This window comes from Cupriavidus basilensis (assembly GCF_008801925.2).
Classification (GTDB): domain Bacteria; phylum Pseudomonadota; class Gammaproteobacteria; order Burkholderiales; family Burkholderiaceae; genus Cupriavidus; species Cupriavidus basilensis.
On record NZ_CP062804.1, the window covers coordinates 2,714,952 to 2,729,626 of the forward strand.

11 protein-coding genes and 2 pseudogenes are annotated in these 14,675 nt (G+C 64.9%); 9 read left to right on the forward strand and 4 right to left on the reverse strand.

Features of this window, described 5'->3' with window-relative positions; genetic code table 11:
• Nucleotides 1-23 precede the first annotated feature (23 nt).
• Nucleotides 24-1,274, reverse strand: coding sequence for a DUF1444 domain-containing protein (locus tag F7R26_RS33060; protein WP_241754625.1), 1,251 nt, complete (start codon nucleotides 1,272-1,274; stop codon nucleotides 24-26).
• Between the two features lie 256 nt (nucleotides 1,275-1,530).
• Here F7R26_RS33060 and F7R26_RS33065 point away from each other — a divergent pair, with 256 nt between their 5' ends.
• Nucleotides 1,531-2,652, forward strand: a complete 1,122-nt coding sequence (locus F7R26_RS33065) for a tetratricopeptide repeat-containing glycosyltransferase (protein WP_241754626.1) — start codon at nucleotides 1,531-1,533, stop codon at nucleotides 2,650-2,652.
• 20 nt (nucleotides 2,653-2,672) lie between these two features.
• Here the strand turns inward: F7R26_RS33065 and F7R26_RS33070 are convergent, their stop codons facing one another.
• The 3 genes from F7R26_RS33070 to F7R26_RS33080 form a co-directional block, all read right to left on the reverse strand.
• On the reverse strand, nucleotides 2,673-3,146 hold the full coding sequence (locus F7R26_RS33070; RefSeq protein ID WP_150990490.1) for a thioesterase family protein: 474 nt from the start codon (nucleotides 3,144-3,146) through the stop codon (nucleotides 2,673-2,675).
• Nucleotides 3,147-4,203: 1,057 nt separating this feature from the next.
• The gene (gene acnB / locus F7R26_RS33075) at nucleotides 4,204-6,789 is read right to left on the reverse strand and encodes a bifunctional aconitate hydratase 2/2-methylisocitrate dehydratase (RefSeq protein ID WP_150990488.1); all 2,586 of its coding nucleotides are present in this window, start codon (nucleotides 6,787-6,789) and stop codon (nucleotides 4,204-4,206) included.
• A 176-nt stretch (nucleotides 6,790-6,965) separates the two neighbouring features.
• Nucleotides 6,966-7,883, reverse strand: a complete 918-nt coding sequence (locus F7R26_RS33080; protein ID WP_150990486.1) for a LysR family transcriptional regulator — start codon at nucleotides 7,881-7,883, stop codon at nucleotides 6,966-6,968.
• A 195-nt stretch (nucleotides 7,884-8,078) separates the two neighbouring features.
• Here F7R26_RS33080 and catA point away from each other — a divergent pair, with 195 nt between their 5' ends.
• The 8 genes and pseudogenes from catA to fliO all read left to right on the forward strand — a co-directional run bounded on the left by catA (nucleotide 8,079) and on the right by fliO (nucleotide 14,641).
• Nucleotides 8,079-8,993: a catechol 1,2-dioxygenase gene (catA, locus tag F7R26_RS33085; RefSeq protein ID WP_150990484.1), complete on the forward strand. Its 915-nt coding sequence runs from the start codon at nucleotides 8,079-8,081 to the stop codon at nucleotides 8,991-8,993.
• A gap of 123 nt (nucleotides 8,994-9,116) precedes the next feature.
• Nucleotides 9,117-10,235: pseudogene (locus F7R26_RS33090) on the forward strand (Rieske 2Fe-2S domain-containing protein); the annotation flags it as partial.
• Nucleotides 10,226-10,534 (forward strand): annotated as a pseudogene (locus F7R26_RS33095) (benzoate 1,2-dioxygenase electron transfer component BenC); the annotation flags it as partial. The pseudogenes F7R26_RS33090 and F7R26_RS33095, both read left to right, overlap by 10 nt.
• 28 nt (nucleotides 10,535-10,562) lie before the next feature.
• Nucleotides 10,563-11,348 carry a 1,6-dihydroxycyclohexa-2,4-diene-1-carboxylate dehydrogenase gene (locus F7R26_RS33100; protein WP_150990482.1) on the forward strand — a complete coding sequence of 262 codons (786 nt, stop codon included), beginning with the start codon at nucleotides 10,563-10,565 and terminating at the stop codon, nucleotides 11,346-11,348.
• Nucleotides 11,349-12,031: 683 nt separating this feature from the next.
• Nucleotides 12,032-12,517, forward strand: a complete 486-nt coding sequence (gene fliL / locus F7R26_RS33105; protein WP_150990480.1) for a flagellar basal body-associated protein FliL — start codon at nucleotides 12,032-12,034, stop codon at nucleotides 12,515-12,517.
• Nucleotides 12,518-12,667: 150 nt separating this feature from the next.
• On the forward strand, nucleotides 12,668-13,675 hold the full coding sequence (gene fliM / locus F7R26_RS33110) for a flagellar motor switch protein FliM (RefSeq protein WP_150990478.1): 1,008 nt from the start codon (nucleotides 12,668-12,670) through the stop codon (nucleotides 13,673-13,675).
• On the forward strand, nucleotides 13,668-14,126 hold the full coding sequence (gene fliN / locus F7R26_RS33115) for a flagellar motor switch protein FliN (protein ID WP_150990476.1): 459 nt from the start codon (nucleotides 13,668-13,670) through the stop codon (nucleotides 14,124-14,126). Before fliM ends, fliN begins: the two co-directional genes overlap by 8 nt.
• Nucleotides 14,123-14,641, forward strand: coding sequence for a flagellar biosynthetic protein FliO (gene fliO / locus F7R26_RS33120; protein WP_150990474.1), 519 nt, complete (start codon nucleotides 14,123-14,125; stop codon nucleotides 14,639-14,641). The genes fliN and fliO overlap by 4 nt, the downstream gene beginning before the upstream one ends.
• The last annotated feature ends 34 nt before the right edge of the window (nucleotides 14,642-14,675 follow it).

Consider the following 14,675-nt stretch of genomic DNA (forward strand, 5'->3'; position numbering starts at 1 on the left):
CCGGGCGCATTGGCGGGCGAGCGTCAGCCGATCTCATCGAGCAACGCCAGCCGGCTCTCGTCGGGAAACGCCTTGACGCGATACCTGGCAGGATACTGCGCCTCCGGCTCCATCAGGTCACCCAGCATGGCTAGCGCCTGCTGCCAGCCCACCACGCGCGTCTGCCCCATGCCATCGCCCGCGTCGGGCCGTACCAGGGCGATGCGATCCGCGCGCGGCAGCGAAGTCTCCACGCCGCAGGTCCAGGTGGTAATCGAGAACGAGGTAAGCGGATCGTCCTGCCGCCCATAAAGCAGGTAATTGGCCAGGAAGACATCGGCGCCGTCGCGCTCGTTCAGGCGGTCCAGGGCGGCCTTTTGCGTGTCGTATTCTTCCTTGCGGTACAGCCGCGCCAGATGGGCGAGGTGCCGTGCGGCCTCCTCGCCGGCCGGAACGAAATGCGACACCTCGGACCCCGTGGGCACAGCGTGCGCCACGCCCCCGGGCTGGTAGCGGAACATGGCCGGCGAGATCGTGCGGCCCTGGCGGGACGCCTGCAGGCTGAGCTCCACCATGCGCAGCTGCCCGGCATCATCGTGGTCGCCCGTGACCAGCAGCACCTCGCGGGTTGGCATCATGAACACTGGACGACCGCGTACCGGTACCCGCTCCAGCACATCCGGCAGCAGCGCGCGGCTGGCCTCGTAGCCGTCGCTCCAGGCGCCCTGGTAGACGCCTTGCGCGACCGGGACGAAGGCTTCGCTGGTGTGGTCGCGCAGGTTGTCGCCCGCGATCTGCAGCGCCTGGCCAAGCGTCACCTGCCAGGAGGCGCAGGGGCCATTGAGCAGCGTCGACGTGGTTTCCGGATAGTCCACCGCCAGCAGGATCACGCAATCCTCGCCGAAGGGCAGGCAGGCGACCTCAAAGGTCGAAGGATCGCCTTCCGTGCGCAAGTGGTGCAGCCGGATCTCGTCGATCAGCGAGCGGCTGCGGATCAGCGGGCGCAGCATGGGCCGGGCCTCGGACAGCAGGGCCGGCGTGGCCTGCCCGCTTGAGCACAAGGTGGCCACGAAGCCATGCAGCGCCTTGTCGCGCTGCGCGCCAGGCGCCTCGCAGTACGCCCGGTAAGCGTTGTGCAGGTTGAAAAAAGCGTTGCGCCCGTGCTCCAGCCGGAACTCGTCCGCGTTGAAATCGAGGCGCCCCTCAAAGCCCTGGCGCCGGGCGGCGGCGATGAACAGCGCCGCGAAACGATCCGGCGGCGGCTTGCGCAGGAAAAGCGAATCGAAGAAACCCATGGCGATGGCGTGGCCCGGATGTTGACGGGGGTGGTTGGCCCGGATGTTGGCCTGGACGGCAGTGCTTACACCTTACCCCATGTGGTTGACTTGTACCTATCCTGGCGTTTCGGCATCCTCGCCATGCTTCGCCATGCGCCCTGCCGCGCGGTGTTGCGCTGCCATGTTTTCCGCTATTCTTGGGCTCGCCGCGGCGCCGGGCCGACCATCCCGCCCGTGGCTCCGCCCCACCCCCAAGGATCACAGGAAACCCGAATTGACGCGCATCTGCCTGAACATGATCGTGAAGAACGAGGCCCCGGTGATCGCCCGGTGCCTCGCGTCCGTCAAGCCATGGATCGACCGCTGGACGATCGTCGACACCGGGTCCACCGACGGCACCCAGGCGCTGGTGCGCCAGATCATGGGGGACTTGCCCGGCGCGCTCCATGAGCGGCCCTGGATCGATTTCGCGCACAACCGCAACGAGGCCCTGGCCCTGGCGCGCGCCGGCATGGAGGGCGCGGCCGGTGCCGAAGACTACGTGCTGTTCATCGATGCCGACGAAACCCTGCGCATGCCCGAAGGATTCCGCTGGCCCCGGCTGGCCGACGACGGCTACCGCTTCCAGTGCGAGCTGGGCGGCTGGCAATACCAGCGCAACGCCCTGGTCAAGGCGGGCCAGCCCTGGCGCTGGGAAGGCGTGCTGCACGAATACCTGACGCAGGACCCGGCGCACGCCTGGCAGCACCTGCCCGGCCCCGCCATCGTGGTCTCGCGCGATGGCGCCCGCGCCCGCGATCCGCACACCTACCTGCGCGACATCGAAGTGCTGGAGCGCGCCTTGAGCAAGGATCCGGCCAACGCGCGCTACTGCTTCTACCTGGCGCAGAGCTACCGCGACGCCGGCAAGCTGGAAGCCAGCCTGAAGCAATACCAGGCGCGCGTGGCCATGGGCGGCTGGGAGGAGGAGCGCTGGTTCGCGCTGTTCCAGATCGCCGTGCTGACAGAACGCCTTGCCGCCGACGCCGCGCATGCGGCAAACCCGGCCTACGCCCCCGGCGCCGTGCGAGACGCCTACCTTGCCGCCTACCAGGCGCGCCCCGCGCGTGCCGAGCCGCTGTGCGAACTGGCCCGCTACCACCGGCTGCGTGGCGAGTTTGCGCAGGCGCATCTCTACGCCCAGCAAGCCGCGGCCATGCCGTGCCCGGCCGATACCCTGTTTGTCGATGCATCGGTCTATGCCTGGCGCGCGCTCGACGAACTCACGGTCAGCGCGTACTACATCGGCGCGCTGGCGCAAGGCAAGGCCGCCTTGCAAAAGCTGCTGGCCGAGGAGCGTTTCCCGCCCACCGAAAGCACGCGCATCCAGTCGAACCGGCCCTACTACGGCCTGTAGCCTTTGAGCCGGGGCCGACTTCAGCCGGCCTTGGCCATCCCACGGTCCACCCAGTTGACCTTGGGGAACTTGCGCGCGAACGCCTCCGGCATCGGCACGACCTGCTTGCGCTCGTAGCTGAAGAAGACAAAGCCGGACTTGGCCATGGCCACCAGCGCCTGATCTGCCGGACGCGTGATGCGGAAGGTGATATCGCCGCCATAGCGGTTGAAGTCCATCACCCCTACCTCGAACAGCAACTGGTCGCGGGCATGAGCCTCGGTGCGGTAGGTGGTGGCCAGGTCGGTCACGATGATGCCCACCTGGTCGGTCTGCGCATCCGGCTCGTCTGCCGTGCGCAGGTCGAACAGAAAGCGCGCCCGCGCCTCGGAAATCATCGAGATCATCGAGTCATTGCCGAGGTGGTTGGCAGAGTTGATATCGGTCACGCGCACCGTCAGGTGGGTGGAGTAGCAGAATTGGTCTTCGGGGAATTCGAGATTTAGGCGGGCCATGATGTGATGGGGGAAACTCAGTGAGGGATTGTTGCTGTTTCTTTTTGCGGCGTTGGTTTTTGGACCTGCGGGCTGTATGACATTGCCCTTGCGTGGTTGGTCGCTGTTTCTTTGAGCGGCGATGGCTTTTGCACCCAACAGCCATACGACATCCCCCTGCGGGGGCTGCCGGTCACTCTTCTTTGCGTCGGCAAAGAAGACTAACGAGAAGAAAGCCGACCCTGCCGGGAGCAGAGCAATAAGGCTCATGGGCCTCGGTGGTTGCGTCGTACGGCCCGGAGTGTTGGCTAGCGAATTCTACCGGCCCGAAGGACATCACACTTGCATGACCCGTTGGTTACGTGGTGCAGCCCCTGACCTCGCTTGCGGTGCCCGTTCCCACATCTGCCGTTCGCGGGGCGAAGTGCTGCGCCGTTTCGGACGTGGCTGGTTTCGTGGTTTTGTCTCGGAGGACGAGCGCCGTGGGTGTGAGCACGGCCCTCGCGCACGGGCCACGGTGCCCACCACGAAACCAGGGGGGGCCGAGAGTAAGGCGCTGGTAGCCCCGGTACGGCAGGGCATCAAATACCCGGGCGCCCGCCGCCAGAGACAAAACCACGAAACCACCAAGACAGGCAGGATCGTGGTGCTGCGCACCGCGAACGGCAGATGTGGGAATGGGCACCGCGCAAAGCGATCAGGGGCACCACCACGTGACCATTGGGTCATGCCGTAGCGATGACCCCCAAGCCGGCATGGCAAAGGCCAGCCAACACTCCGGGCCGTACGACGCAACCACCGAGGCAAAAACAGCCTTATTGCTCTGCTCCCGGCAGGGTCGGCTTTCTTCTCGTTAGTCTTCTTTGCCGACGCAAAGAAGAGTGACCGGCAGCCCCCGCAGGGGGATGTCGTATGGCTGTTGGGTTCAAAAACCATCGCCGTACAAAGAAACAGCGACCAACCCAGCAGAGCAATGTCGTACAGCCCGTGAATCCAAGATACCAACACCGCCAGCAAACCATAAAAGAAAAGCCCCGCAAGGGGCCTTTCAAACGTACGGCTAGAAAACCAGGACAGCTTACACCGTCACCGTATCCGCCACACCCTTGAAGTCTTCAATCTTGTCGAAGTTCAAGTACTTGTAGATCTGATCACCGTTGGTGGCCAGCACACCCATGTCCGACATGTACTCTTCCTTGGTCGGGATGCGGCCAAGGCGCGAGCAGATCGCGGCCAGCTCGGCCGAACCCAGGTACACGTTGGTGTTCTTGCCCAGACGGTTCGGGAAGTTACGGGTGCTGGTCGACATCACCGTGGCGCCTTCGCGCACTTGTGCCTGGTTACCCATGCACAGCGAGCAGCCCGGCATTTCGGTGCGGGCGCCGGCCGTGCCGAACACGCCGTAGTGGCCTTCTTCGGTCAGTTGCTTGGCGTCCATCTTGGTCGGCGGGGCAACCCACAGCTTGACGGGGATGTCGCGCTTGCCTTCCAGCAGCTTGGAGGCTGCGCGGAAGTGGCCGATGTTGGTCATGCACGAACCGATGAAGACTTCGTCGATCTTGGCGCCAGCCACTTCCGACAGGGTCTTGACGTCGTCCGGGTCGTTCGGGCAGGCCACGATGGGCTCATGCACGTCGGCCAGGTCGATCTCGATCACGGCGGCGTACTCGGCGTCCGCATCCGGCTCCAGCAGCTTGGGGTCGGCCAGCCAGGCTTCCATGGCCTGGATACGGCGCGACAGGCTGCGCGGGTCTTGGTAGCCTTCGGCGATCATCCACTTCAGCAGCGTGATGTTGCTGTTGATGTATTCGATGATCGGTTCCTTGTTCAGGCGCACCGAGCAACCGGCGGCCGAACGCTCGGCGGAAGCGTCGGACAGCTCGAACGCTTGCTCGACCTTCAGGTCGGGCAGGCCTTCGATTTCCAGGACGCGGCCCGAGAAGATGTTCTTCTTGCCTTGCTTGGCCACGGTCAGCAGGCCCGACTTGATGGCGTACAGCGGAATGGCGTTGACCAGGTCACGCAGGGTGACGCCGGGCTGCATCTTGCCCTTGAAGCGCACCAGCACGGATTCCGGCATGTCCAGCGGCATCACGCCGGTGGCAGCGGCGAACGCCACCAGGCCCGAGCCTGCCGGGAAGCTGATGCCGATCGGGAAACGGGTGTGCGAGTCGCCGCCGGTGCCAACGGTGTCGGGCAGCAGCATGCGGTTCAGCCACGAGTGGATCACGCCATCGCCCGGGCGCAGCGAGATGCCGCCACGGGTGCTGATGAACTGCGGAAGCGTGTGATGGGTCTTGACGTCGACCGGCTTCGGATAAGCGGCGGTGTGGCAGAACGACTGCATCACCAGGTCGGCCGAGAAGCCCAGGCAAGCCAGGTCCTTCAGCTCGTCGCGGGTCATCGGGCCGGTGGTGTCTTGCGAGCCCACCGAGGTCATCTTCGGTTCGCAGTACGTGCCCGGGCGGATGCCCTTGCCTTCCGGCAGGCCGCAGGCGCGGCCAACCATCTTCTGGGCCAGCGTGAAACCGCGGCCAGTGTCGGCCGGGTTGTGCGGCAGGCGGAACAGCGTGGACGGGGCCAGGCCGAGCGCCTCGCGAGCCTTGGCGGTCAGGCCACGGCCAACGATCAGGGGAATACGGCCGCCGGCGCGCACTTCGTCGAACAGCACGTCGGACTTGACGGTGAACTCGGCGATGACCTGGCCGTTCTTCAGGGCCTTGCCATCATAGGGACGCAGCTCGACCACGTCGCCCATTTCCATCTGCGACACGTCCAGCTCGATCGGCAGTGCGCCGGCGTCTTCCATGGTGTTGTAGAAGATCGGGGCAATCTTGCTGCCCAGGCACACGCCGCCGAAACGCTTGTTCGGCACGAAGGGGATGTCTTCGCCGGTGAACCACAGCACCGAGTTGGTGGCGGACTTGCGCGAGGAACCGGTACCGACCACATCGCCCACGTAGGCAACCAGGTTGCCCTTTTCCTTCAGCGATTCGATGAACTTGACCGGGCCGCGCTTGCCGTCTTCTTCCGGGGTGATGCCCGGGCGCGCGTTCTTCAGCATGGCCAGCGCGTGCAGCGGGATGTCGGGGCGGGTGGTGGCGTCCGGCGCCGGCGAGAGGTCGTCGGTGTTGGTTTCGCCGGTGACCTTGAACACGGTCACGGTCAGGCTTTGCGGCACTTCCGGACGGCTGGTGAACCACTCGGCGTCGGCCCAGCTTTGCAGCACGGACTTGGCGATGGCGTTGCCCTTGTCGGCCTTTTCCTTGACGTCGTGGAAGGCGTCGAACATCAGCAGCGTCTTCTTGAGCGCCTCAGCCGCAACGGGACCAATCTCGGCGTCGTCCAGCAGTTCGATCAGCGGGGCAATGTTGTAGCCGCCCAGCATGGTGCCCAGCAGTTCGGCAGCCTTGGCACGCGAGATCAGCGTGCAGGCTTCCTTGCCCAGCGCCACGGCTGCCAGGTACGAGGCCTTGACCTTGGCGGCGTCGTCCACGCCTGCCGGCACGCGATGCGTGATCAGGTCAACCAGGACTTGTTCCTCGCCAGCCGGCGGGGACTTCAGCAATTCGATCAACTCCGCAGTCTGCTTGGCGGTCAGCGGCAGAGGGGGGATGCCAAGCGCGGCGCGTTCGGCTACATGGGCGCGATAGTTTTCAAGCATGGGAACCTGCGGGGTGATAGGGTTGTAAAAACCAGTTGTGCCGCGATTGTAAAATAAAGTGCCCCCTTGGGTCAAACGTCTTATATCTTATATAAGAGTTAAAAACAGGAAACCCAATCAAATCAAGGCCCGGCCGCGTACAAGAGTTCCCCCGGCGCCATCAGGCGCACCCGCCATCATTCCTGGCTCGGCGGCAGGAAAACCAGCTTCTCCTCCTCATACAGCCGGTAGATCATGTCCAGCATGGCGCTGATTTCCTCGGTCTCGTCGAGCCTGCGCATGCTCATGATGATGGGCGAGACCAGGTTGGGATCGTCCAGCTCCCGGTAGCTGATGTCGTCCCGCTTGAGGCCGTGCACGCTGCTCGGGACGATCGAGACCCCCTCCCCGGCCGCCACCAGCCCCAGCGCGATCTGCAACTCGCGCGCTTCATGGATGCGCCCGGGCTGCAAGGCCCGGTCGTGAAACGCTGCCAGCACCTGGTCGGCGTAGCTTGGGCGGGGCGCCTTGGGAAAGATGATCAGGGTCTCGCCCAGCAGGTCGTGCAGGGCCAGCACGGGCTTGGCCAGCGAGAGCGGGTGCCCGACCGGCAACGCCACGATCATCCGCTCCTCGCGCAGCACGACCCGGCGCACGTTCGGGTCCTCGTGCCGGATGCGGCCGAACCCCACGTCGATGGTGCCCTGCTTGAGCGCCGCGATCTGGTCCATGGTGGTCATCTCAACCAGGCTCAGCTCGATCTGCGGGTGCTCGGCGCGAAAGCGCCGGATGATCTTGGGCAGCATGCCGTACAGGGTCGAGCCGACAAAGCCGAGCGACATCTTCCGCTCGATTTGCCCCACCCGCCGTGTCATCGACTCCAGTTCCGCGGCTTGCGCCAGCAACTGCTGGGCGTGCGCGTAGAAAAAGCGCCCGGCCTCGGTCAGCTTGAGCGGGCGCGCGTTGCGCTCGAATAGCTGCACCCCCAGGCCCTCTTCCAGTTGCTGGATCTGCCGGCTCAGCGGCGGCTGGGCGATATGCAGCCGTTCGGCCGCGCGGGTGAAGTTGAGCTCCTCCGCGACGGCAACAAAGTAACGTAAGTGACGCAAGTCCACGACTATACCTTTTGAGTATTCAGCCAATACTAAAACAGTGTTGGACCGCCGATTTTGGCACTCCTATCCTTCGCATCAGGCTGTGACAACGACTTTTTATACCTTTATGGCATTTTAGTTCGAATCACGCTGCCCGGCGCAATGCCACTGCAAAGACGGACCCCACATAGAAAACCAGAGACAAGGAGCAGACAAATGACGCACCCGGAAATCGAAGCGCTGGTGAAAGCGTTCATCCTCGACACCGCCAGCGGCAAGGCCGATGCGCGTGTGCAAAGCGTAGTGGTCCGCCTGACCACCGACCTCTTCAAGGCGATTGAAGACCTGGACCTGAGCGCCAGCGAAGTCTGGAAGGGCATCGAGTACTTCGCCGAGGCCGGGCCGGAACTTGGCCTGCTGGCCGCTGGCCTGGGCCTGGAGCGCTTCCTGGACATCCGCGCGGATGAGGCCGAGGCAAAGGCCGGTCTCGCCGGCGGCACGCCGCGCACCATCGAAGGCCCGCTGTACGTGGCCGGCGCGCCCGCGAGCGAAGGCTTCGCGCGGCTGGACGACGGCAGCGAAGACGGCCAGGGCGAAGTCCTGTTCATGCAGGGCACGGTGTTCGACACCAACGGCAGGCCGCTGCCCGGCGCCGCGGTGGAGGTCTGGCATGCCAACCTGCTCGGCAACTACTCGTTCTTCGACAAGACGCAGTCCGACTTCAACCTGCGCCGCACCATCACGACCGATAGCGAAGGCCGCTACCAGTTCCGCAGCATCGTGCCGATGGGCTATGGCTGCCCGCCGCAAGGCACCACGCAGCGCCTGCTGGACCTGCTGGGCCGCCATGGCCGGCGCCCCGCGCACATTCACTTCTTCGTGTCCGCGCCCGGCCATCGCAAGCTGACCACCCAGATCAACATCGACGGCGACGAATACCTGTGGGACGACTTTGCCTTTGCCAGCCGCGAAGGCCTGGTGCCAGCGGTCAGGCACGTCGAGTCTGCGCAGGCCCTGGCCGAGCACGGCCTGGACAAGCCGTTTGCCTCCATCGATTTCGATTTCCGCCTGTACGCCGATTGCGTGGCAGCGCCGGCACCGGAAGTGGAGCGCACGCGCGCCGCCGCGTAAGCCCCGGCGCCTGAGGCATCCCAGGCGCCTCCCACAGCATCAGCCAAGACGCAGCAACATCAGGGCCGCCTTTGAGGATCCCTCACGGCCCGGCGCATCCGCCACGGATGCAGGAGACACCTCATGATCCCCATTTACCCGGACCATAGCCCGGCCCTAGCGCGCCTGGACGACTACCTGGTGGAAAACCGCGAGACCGGCGACCACCGCCTGCATCGCAGCGCCTTCACCGACGAGGCCCTGTTCGAACTCGAGATGAAGCACATCTTCGAGGGCAACTGGATCTACCTGGCACACGAAAGCCAGATCCCCGGCAACAACGATTACTACACCACCTACATCGGCCGCCAGCCGATCGTGATCGCACGCAACCGCCAGGGCGAACTCAACGCGCTGATCAACGCCTGCACCCATCGCGGCGCCATGCTGTGCCGCCACAAGCGCGGCAACAAGGCGACCTACACCTGCCCGTTCCATGGCTGGACCTTCAACAACAGCGGCAAGCTGCTCAAGGTCAAGGATCCGGAAGGCGCCGGCTACCCCGATTGCTTCAACAAGGAAGCCTCGCACGACCTGAAGAAGGTCGCGCGCTTCGAGAACTATCGCGGCTTCCTGTTCGGCAGCCTGAACCCCGATGTGGCGCCGCTCAAGGATTTCCTGGGCGAGGCCGCCAAGATCATCGACATGATCGTGGACCAGTCCGCCGACGGGCTCGAAGTGCTGCGCGGCGCGTCCACCTATACCTTCGAGGGCAACTGGAAGCTGCAAACCGAGAACGGCGCCGACGGCTACCACGTCTCCGCCGTGCACTGGAACTACGCCGCCACGACCAACCACCGCAAGCAGGAGAACGCCCGCGAGGACAAGATCCGGGCCATGGATGCGGGCAACTGGGGCCGGCAAGGCGGTGGCTTCTACGCGTTTGATCACGGCCATATGCTGTTGTGGTCGCGCTGGGCCAATCCGGAGGACCGGCCGAACTTCAACCGGCGCGAGGAATTCGCCGAGCGCTGCGGTGCCGAGACGGCGGACTGGATGATCCAGAACTCGCGCAACCTGTGCCTGTACCCCAACGTCTACCTGATGGACCAGTTCGGCTCGCAGATCCGCGTGCTGCGCCCGCTGTCGGTGGGCAAGACCGAAGTCACCATCTACTGCATCGCGCCCAAGGGCGAAGCCGACGACGCGCGCGCACGCCGCATCCGCCAGTACGAGGATTTCTTCAACGTCACCCGATCCGCCTGGTGTACGGCGTGACGCATGAGATCGACCTGGTGGCATTGGCACAACTCGACCGCGCCAAGGACCAGCTTGCCGGCTTCGAGTACCGCACCTGCGTGCTCGATCCGGTCAGCGGCGAAACCCGCAAGGGCTATGTCACGCAGCACGTGGAGCGGGACTGGCTCAACGGCGGCGATGTCGACATCTACCTGTGCGGCCCCGTTGCCATGGTGGATGCAGTGCGCGCCTGGCTACAGGACGCCGGGGTGACGCCGGCCAGCTTCCACTACGAAAAATTCTCGGCCAGCAACGCGGCCTGACCCACCTTCCACGGATCAAGGACACGCCATGAACAACAACGCGCGCTTTAGCGGAAAAATCGCCGTGGTAACCGGCGCGGCGCAGGGAATCGGACGCGGTGTGGCGCTCGCCGCCGCGGCAGAGGGCGCCAGCCTGGTGCTGGTCGACCGCTCGGCACTGGTGCACGAGGTCGCCGCGCAGATCCTCGCGGATGGCAGCCAGGCACTGGCGGTGGAGGCCGACCTGGAAACCTATGCCGGTGCCCGCCTGATGACCCGCGCGGCGCTGGCGGCCCATGGCCGCATCGATGTCCTCGTCAATAACGTGGGCGGCACGATCTGGGCCAAGCCCTACCAGGAATACGAGGAGGCGCAGGTCGAAGCCGAGATCCGCCGCTCCCTGTTTCCCACCCTGTGGTGCTGCCGCGCCGTGCTGCCCGGCATGATCGAGCGCAAGCAGGGCGTGATCGTCAATGTCTCGTCCATTGCCACGCGCAGCATCTACCGCGTGCCCTACGCGGCCGCCAAGGGCGGCGTCAACGCCCTGACCGCCAGCCTCGCCTTCGAGCACGCGCAGGACGGCATCCGTGTCAATGCGATCGCCACCGGGGGCACCGAAGCGCCACCGCGCAAAGTGCCCCGCAACACGGCGGAGCAGACCCCGCAGGAAGCCGAGTGGTACCAGGGCATCGTCGACCAGACCATGGCATCCAGCCTGATGCACCGCTACGGCACCATCGACGAACAGGTGCGTGCGATTCTGTTTTTGGCGTCCGACGAGGCCTCTTACATCACCGGCACCGTCCTGCCCGTAGGCGGCGGCGACCTCGGCTAAGCCGCGGCGACGCCGGCTCGCGCCCTCCCGGCAGGCTGACGCTACGCATTTTCGTGTTTTTTCTTCACGAAACAGCGGGAAGCGGCGTTTTCGGGACGAGGCCCTGGATGGCGAGGCGCACAACGTATGACCTGCCCCAAAAATATTAATTTAACATCACATTTCCGTAACGCATCGGACAGGTAGCGCCGCGCGCGAATGGGGTGGCCCGGGTATGCGGAATTCGCGCTCCGCAGCCGGCTCGCATGGCCCGCCACGCGCGCGGTGGCGCCAGTCCCCAGCGGCACGCCGTTCTCCGCGCCGTCCCACCGGCGGATGAAATCCACAAACCAATCAACGACTTAGCAACGCGGCGCGACAAACGGCGGCGCCGGCGCCAGCGCCAACGCCATGCCCCTGGCGGCCACCGGCGCCTGCCAGCGCCCCTCTCGCCAACCCGGAAAATCGTCTCCGTTTCCTGGTCCTTCACCCGCAATCCGGTACCCGGCGCGGCTTTTAGTCAAACATCCACTCAAGTTCCGTGTCCGTCATTCGTTAACCTCTGTAAGACCATCCGCATAGCTCGGATGACAAGACCTGTTCGGCTCAAAGGGCCAAGCTGAGCGGGTTTCACCCTTTTTTTCGGCCCTTTGCTTGCCGGTCATTCCCTCAAGAATGGCAAGGCATTCCGATACAGGCATCTCATGGCGAATACGCTCACTTCTTCCCAGGCTGACGGCAACACGAGCAAGCGCGGGCGACTGCTGCTGGTGCTCGGCGTCGTGCTCGTCGCGGCGCTGGGTGCCGGGGGCTTTTTTCTGGGCAACATCCTGAGTAACCGCCAACCGGCCGCGCCTGCCGCTCCGGTTGTACCGCCGCCGATTTTTGTGCCGCTGGAAGCATTTACCGTCAATCTGAAGAGCGATGACGGCGACCGCTTCCTGCATACCGGTTTGTCGCTCAAGGTGGCGGACGCGAAGGACCAGGCGCGCATCACCGAGTACCTGCCGGAAGTCCGCAGCCGCATCTTGCTGCTGCTGTCGGCCAAGCAACCGCCCGATCTGGCGACGGTGGACGGCAAGCGCAAGCTGGCCCAGGAAATCCAGAGTGTCATCAGCCAGCCGTTCGCGCCCAACCTGCCCAAGCAGCAGATCCTGGACGTCCTATTTACTTCCTTCGTGGTGCAGTAAGCGTTTTGCCCTGCCCCACCAGCAACTCCGATATGAATGCCTCCTTGTTTTCCTTGCCCGTCTCACAGCGCGCGCGCCAACGCCAGCGCGCGGGCTGATCGGTACATGGTCGCTTTCATTCATCACGGCACTCAAGGGGCAGGACACTAGATGGCCTACGACAAGTTTCTCTCGCAGGACGAGGTAGACGAATTACTGAAAGGCGTGTCGGGCGAGACCGATACGCCCGAGGTCGCCGCGCCGGTCTCCGAGGATGGCGTGCGCCCGTACAACCTGGCCACGCAAGAGCGCATCGTGCGCGGCCGGCTGCACACGCTCGAAATCATCAACGAGCGCTTTGCCCGCCAGCTTCGGACCCAGTTGTTCAACTTCATCCGCCGCGGCGCCGACATCTCGGTGGGCTCGGTGCGGATCGAGAAGTACGGCGACTTCGTGCGCAACCTGCCGGTGCCGACCAACCTGAACCTGGTGCACATGAAGCCGCTGCGCGGCACGTCGCTGTTCGTGTTCGACCCCAACCTGGTGTTCCTGGTGGTCGATAACCTGTTCGGTGGCGACGGGCGCTTCCACACCCGCGTGGAAGGCCGCGACTTTACCCAGACCGAGCAGCGTATCATCCGGCGCCTGCTGGACCTTGCGCTCAACAGCTACGGCCAGGCCTGGAATGCCGTGCATCCGATCGAGCTGGAATATGTCCGCTCGGAAATGCACACGAAGTTTGCCAACATCGCCATGCTCAGCGAGGTGGTGGTGACCACCGCCTTCCACATCGAGCTTGGCGCGGTGGGTGGCCAGCTGCACGTCTGCTTCCCGTACTCGATGATCGAGCCGGTGCGCGACCTGCTGATGAACCCGCTGCAGGACGAGGTTGAAGTAGACAAGCGCTGGATCTCCCAGCTGTCGCAGCAGATTCGCTCGGCGGAGGTGGATCTGGTGGCCGAATTTGCCCACGTGGAAAGCACCGTAGCCGAAGTGCTGGCGCTGCGCGTCGGCGACGTACTCCCCATCGAGCTGCCCGAGCAGGTCTTCGGCAAGGTCGATGGCGTACCCGTGCTGCAGGCCGGCTTTGGCACCATGAACGGCCAGTATGCGTTGCGGGTAGAACGGATGATCAATCACCAAGAAATCGATTCCAACAAGGAAACCGACCATGACTGACGGCAAAGACGACAAGCCGGCCGACCCGATGGACGACTGGGCCAGCGCCCTGGCGGAGCAGACCAGCGCCGAGGATATCGCCGCTGCCGCCGCGCCTGCCCAGGCTGTCGCCGCCACGCCAGCCACAGCCACACCCGCCGCCTCCAAGGTCTTCCAGCCGCTGGAGAAGGAAACGCCGAGCGGCTTCCACAACGATATCGAGATGATTCTCGATATCCCGGTCCAGCTCACGGTAGAGCTTGGTCGCACCAAGGTGCCGATCAAGACGCTGCTGCAACTGGCCCAGGGCTCGGTGGTGGAGCTCGACGGCCTGGCCGGCGAGCCGATGGATGTGCTGGTCAACGGCTACCTGATCGCCCAGGGCGAAGTCGTCGTGGTGAACGATAAGTTCGGCATCCGCCTGACCGACATCATCACGCCGTCCGAACGCATCCGGAAGCTCAACCGATGAAAGCCGGCCTGCGCCGGACCGCCAACGCTGCGCTTGCCGCCGGCGTGGGCCTGGCGCATGCGGCGAGCGCGTACGCGCAAGCCAGTGCCGCGGCGGCCAGCCCGACCGGTACCGGCACGATCGCCAGCCACGCCGGGGCCGGCAGCCATGTCCCGGTCAGCAGCGCAACGGGGCTGGCGCAAGCCGGCCTCGGCCTGTTCGCCGTCATCGCCCTGATCCTGCTGCTGGCCTGGCTGGCGCGCCGCGCCGGCCTGGTCCGGCACGGCCAGGGCGGCCAGATGAAGGTAGTAGGCAGCACCATGCTCGGGCCCCGCCAGCGCCTGGTGATGGTGGAAGTGGGCGACACCTGCCTGGTCCTGGGCGTGAGCGCCGGCGAGATCCGCACGCTCCACACTTTGCCCGCGCAAGCCGCGCACAAGCCGGACCACCCCTCCGGCAGCGCAGCACCCCCGGGGTCGGCCGGCAGCTTTGGACAAAAGCTGCTGCGCGCCATGCAAGACAACCTGAAGTCATGAATTTCCTGCCTGACGCCTCCCGGCGCACTTTGCA

Bases quoted from the DNA above. Each gene is read 5' to 3' on its own strand.
- F7R26_RS33100 (WP_150990482.1), top strand. From the start codon at position 10,563: ATGAACAACAACGCGCGCTTTAGCGGAAAAATCGCCGTGGTAACCGGC.
- fliM (WP_150990478.1), top strand. From the start codon at position 12,668: ATGGCCTACGACAAGTTTCTCTCGCAGGACGAGGTAGACGAATTACTG.
- fliN (WP_150990476.1), top strand. From the start codon at position 13,668: ATGACTGACGGCAAAGACGACAAGCCGGCCGACCCGATGGACGACTGG.
- acnB (WP_150990488.1), bottom strand. From the start codon at position 6,789: ATGCTTGAAAACTATCGCGCCCATGTAGCCGAACGCGCCGCGCTTGGC.
- catA (WP_150990484.1), top strand. From the start codon at position 8,079: ATGACGCACCCGGAAATCGAAGCGCTGGTGAAAGCGTTCATCCTCGAC.
- fliO (WP_150990474.1), top strand. From the start codon at position 14,123: ATGAAAGCCGGCCTGCGCCGGACCGCCAACGCTGCGCTTGCCGCCGGC.
- F7R26_RS33060 (WP_241754625.1), bottom strand. From the start codon at position 1,274: ATGGGTTTCTTCGATTCGCTTTTCCTGCGCAAGCCGCCGCCGGATCGT.
- F7R26_RS33070 (WP_150990490.1), bottom strand. From the start codon at position 3,146: ATGGCCCGCCTAAATCTCGAATTCCCCGAAGACCAATTCTGCTACTCC.
- fliL (WP_150990480.1), top strand. From the start codon at position 12,032: ATGGCGAATACGCTCACTTCTTCCCAGGCTGACGGCAACACGAGCAAG.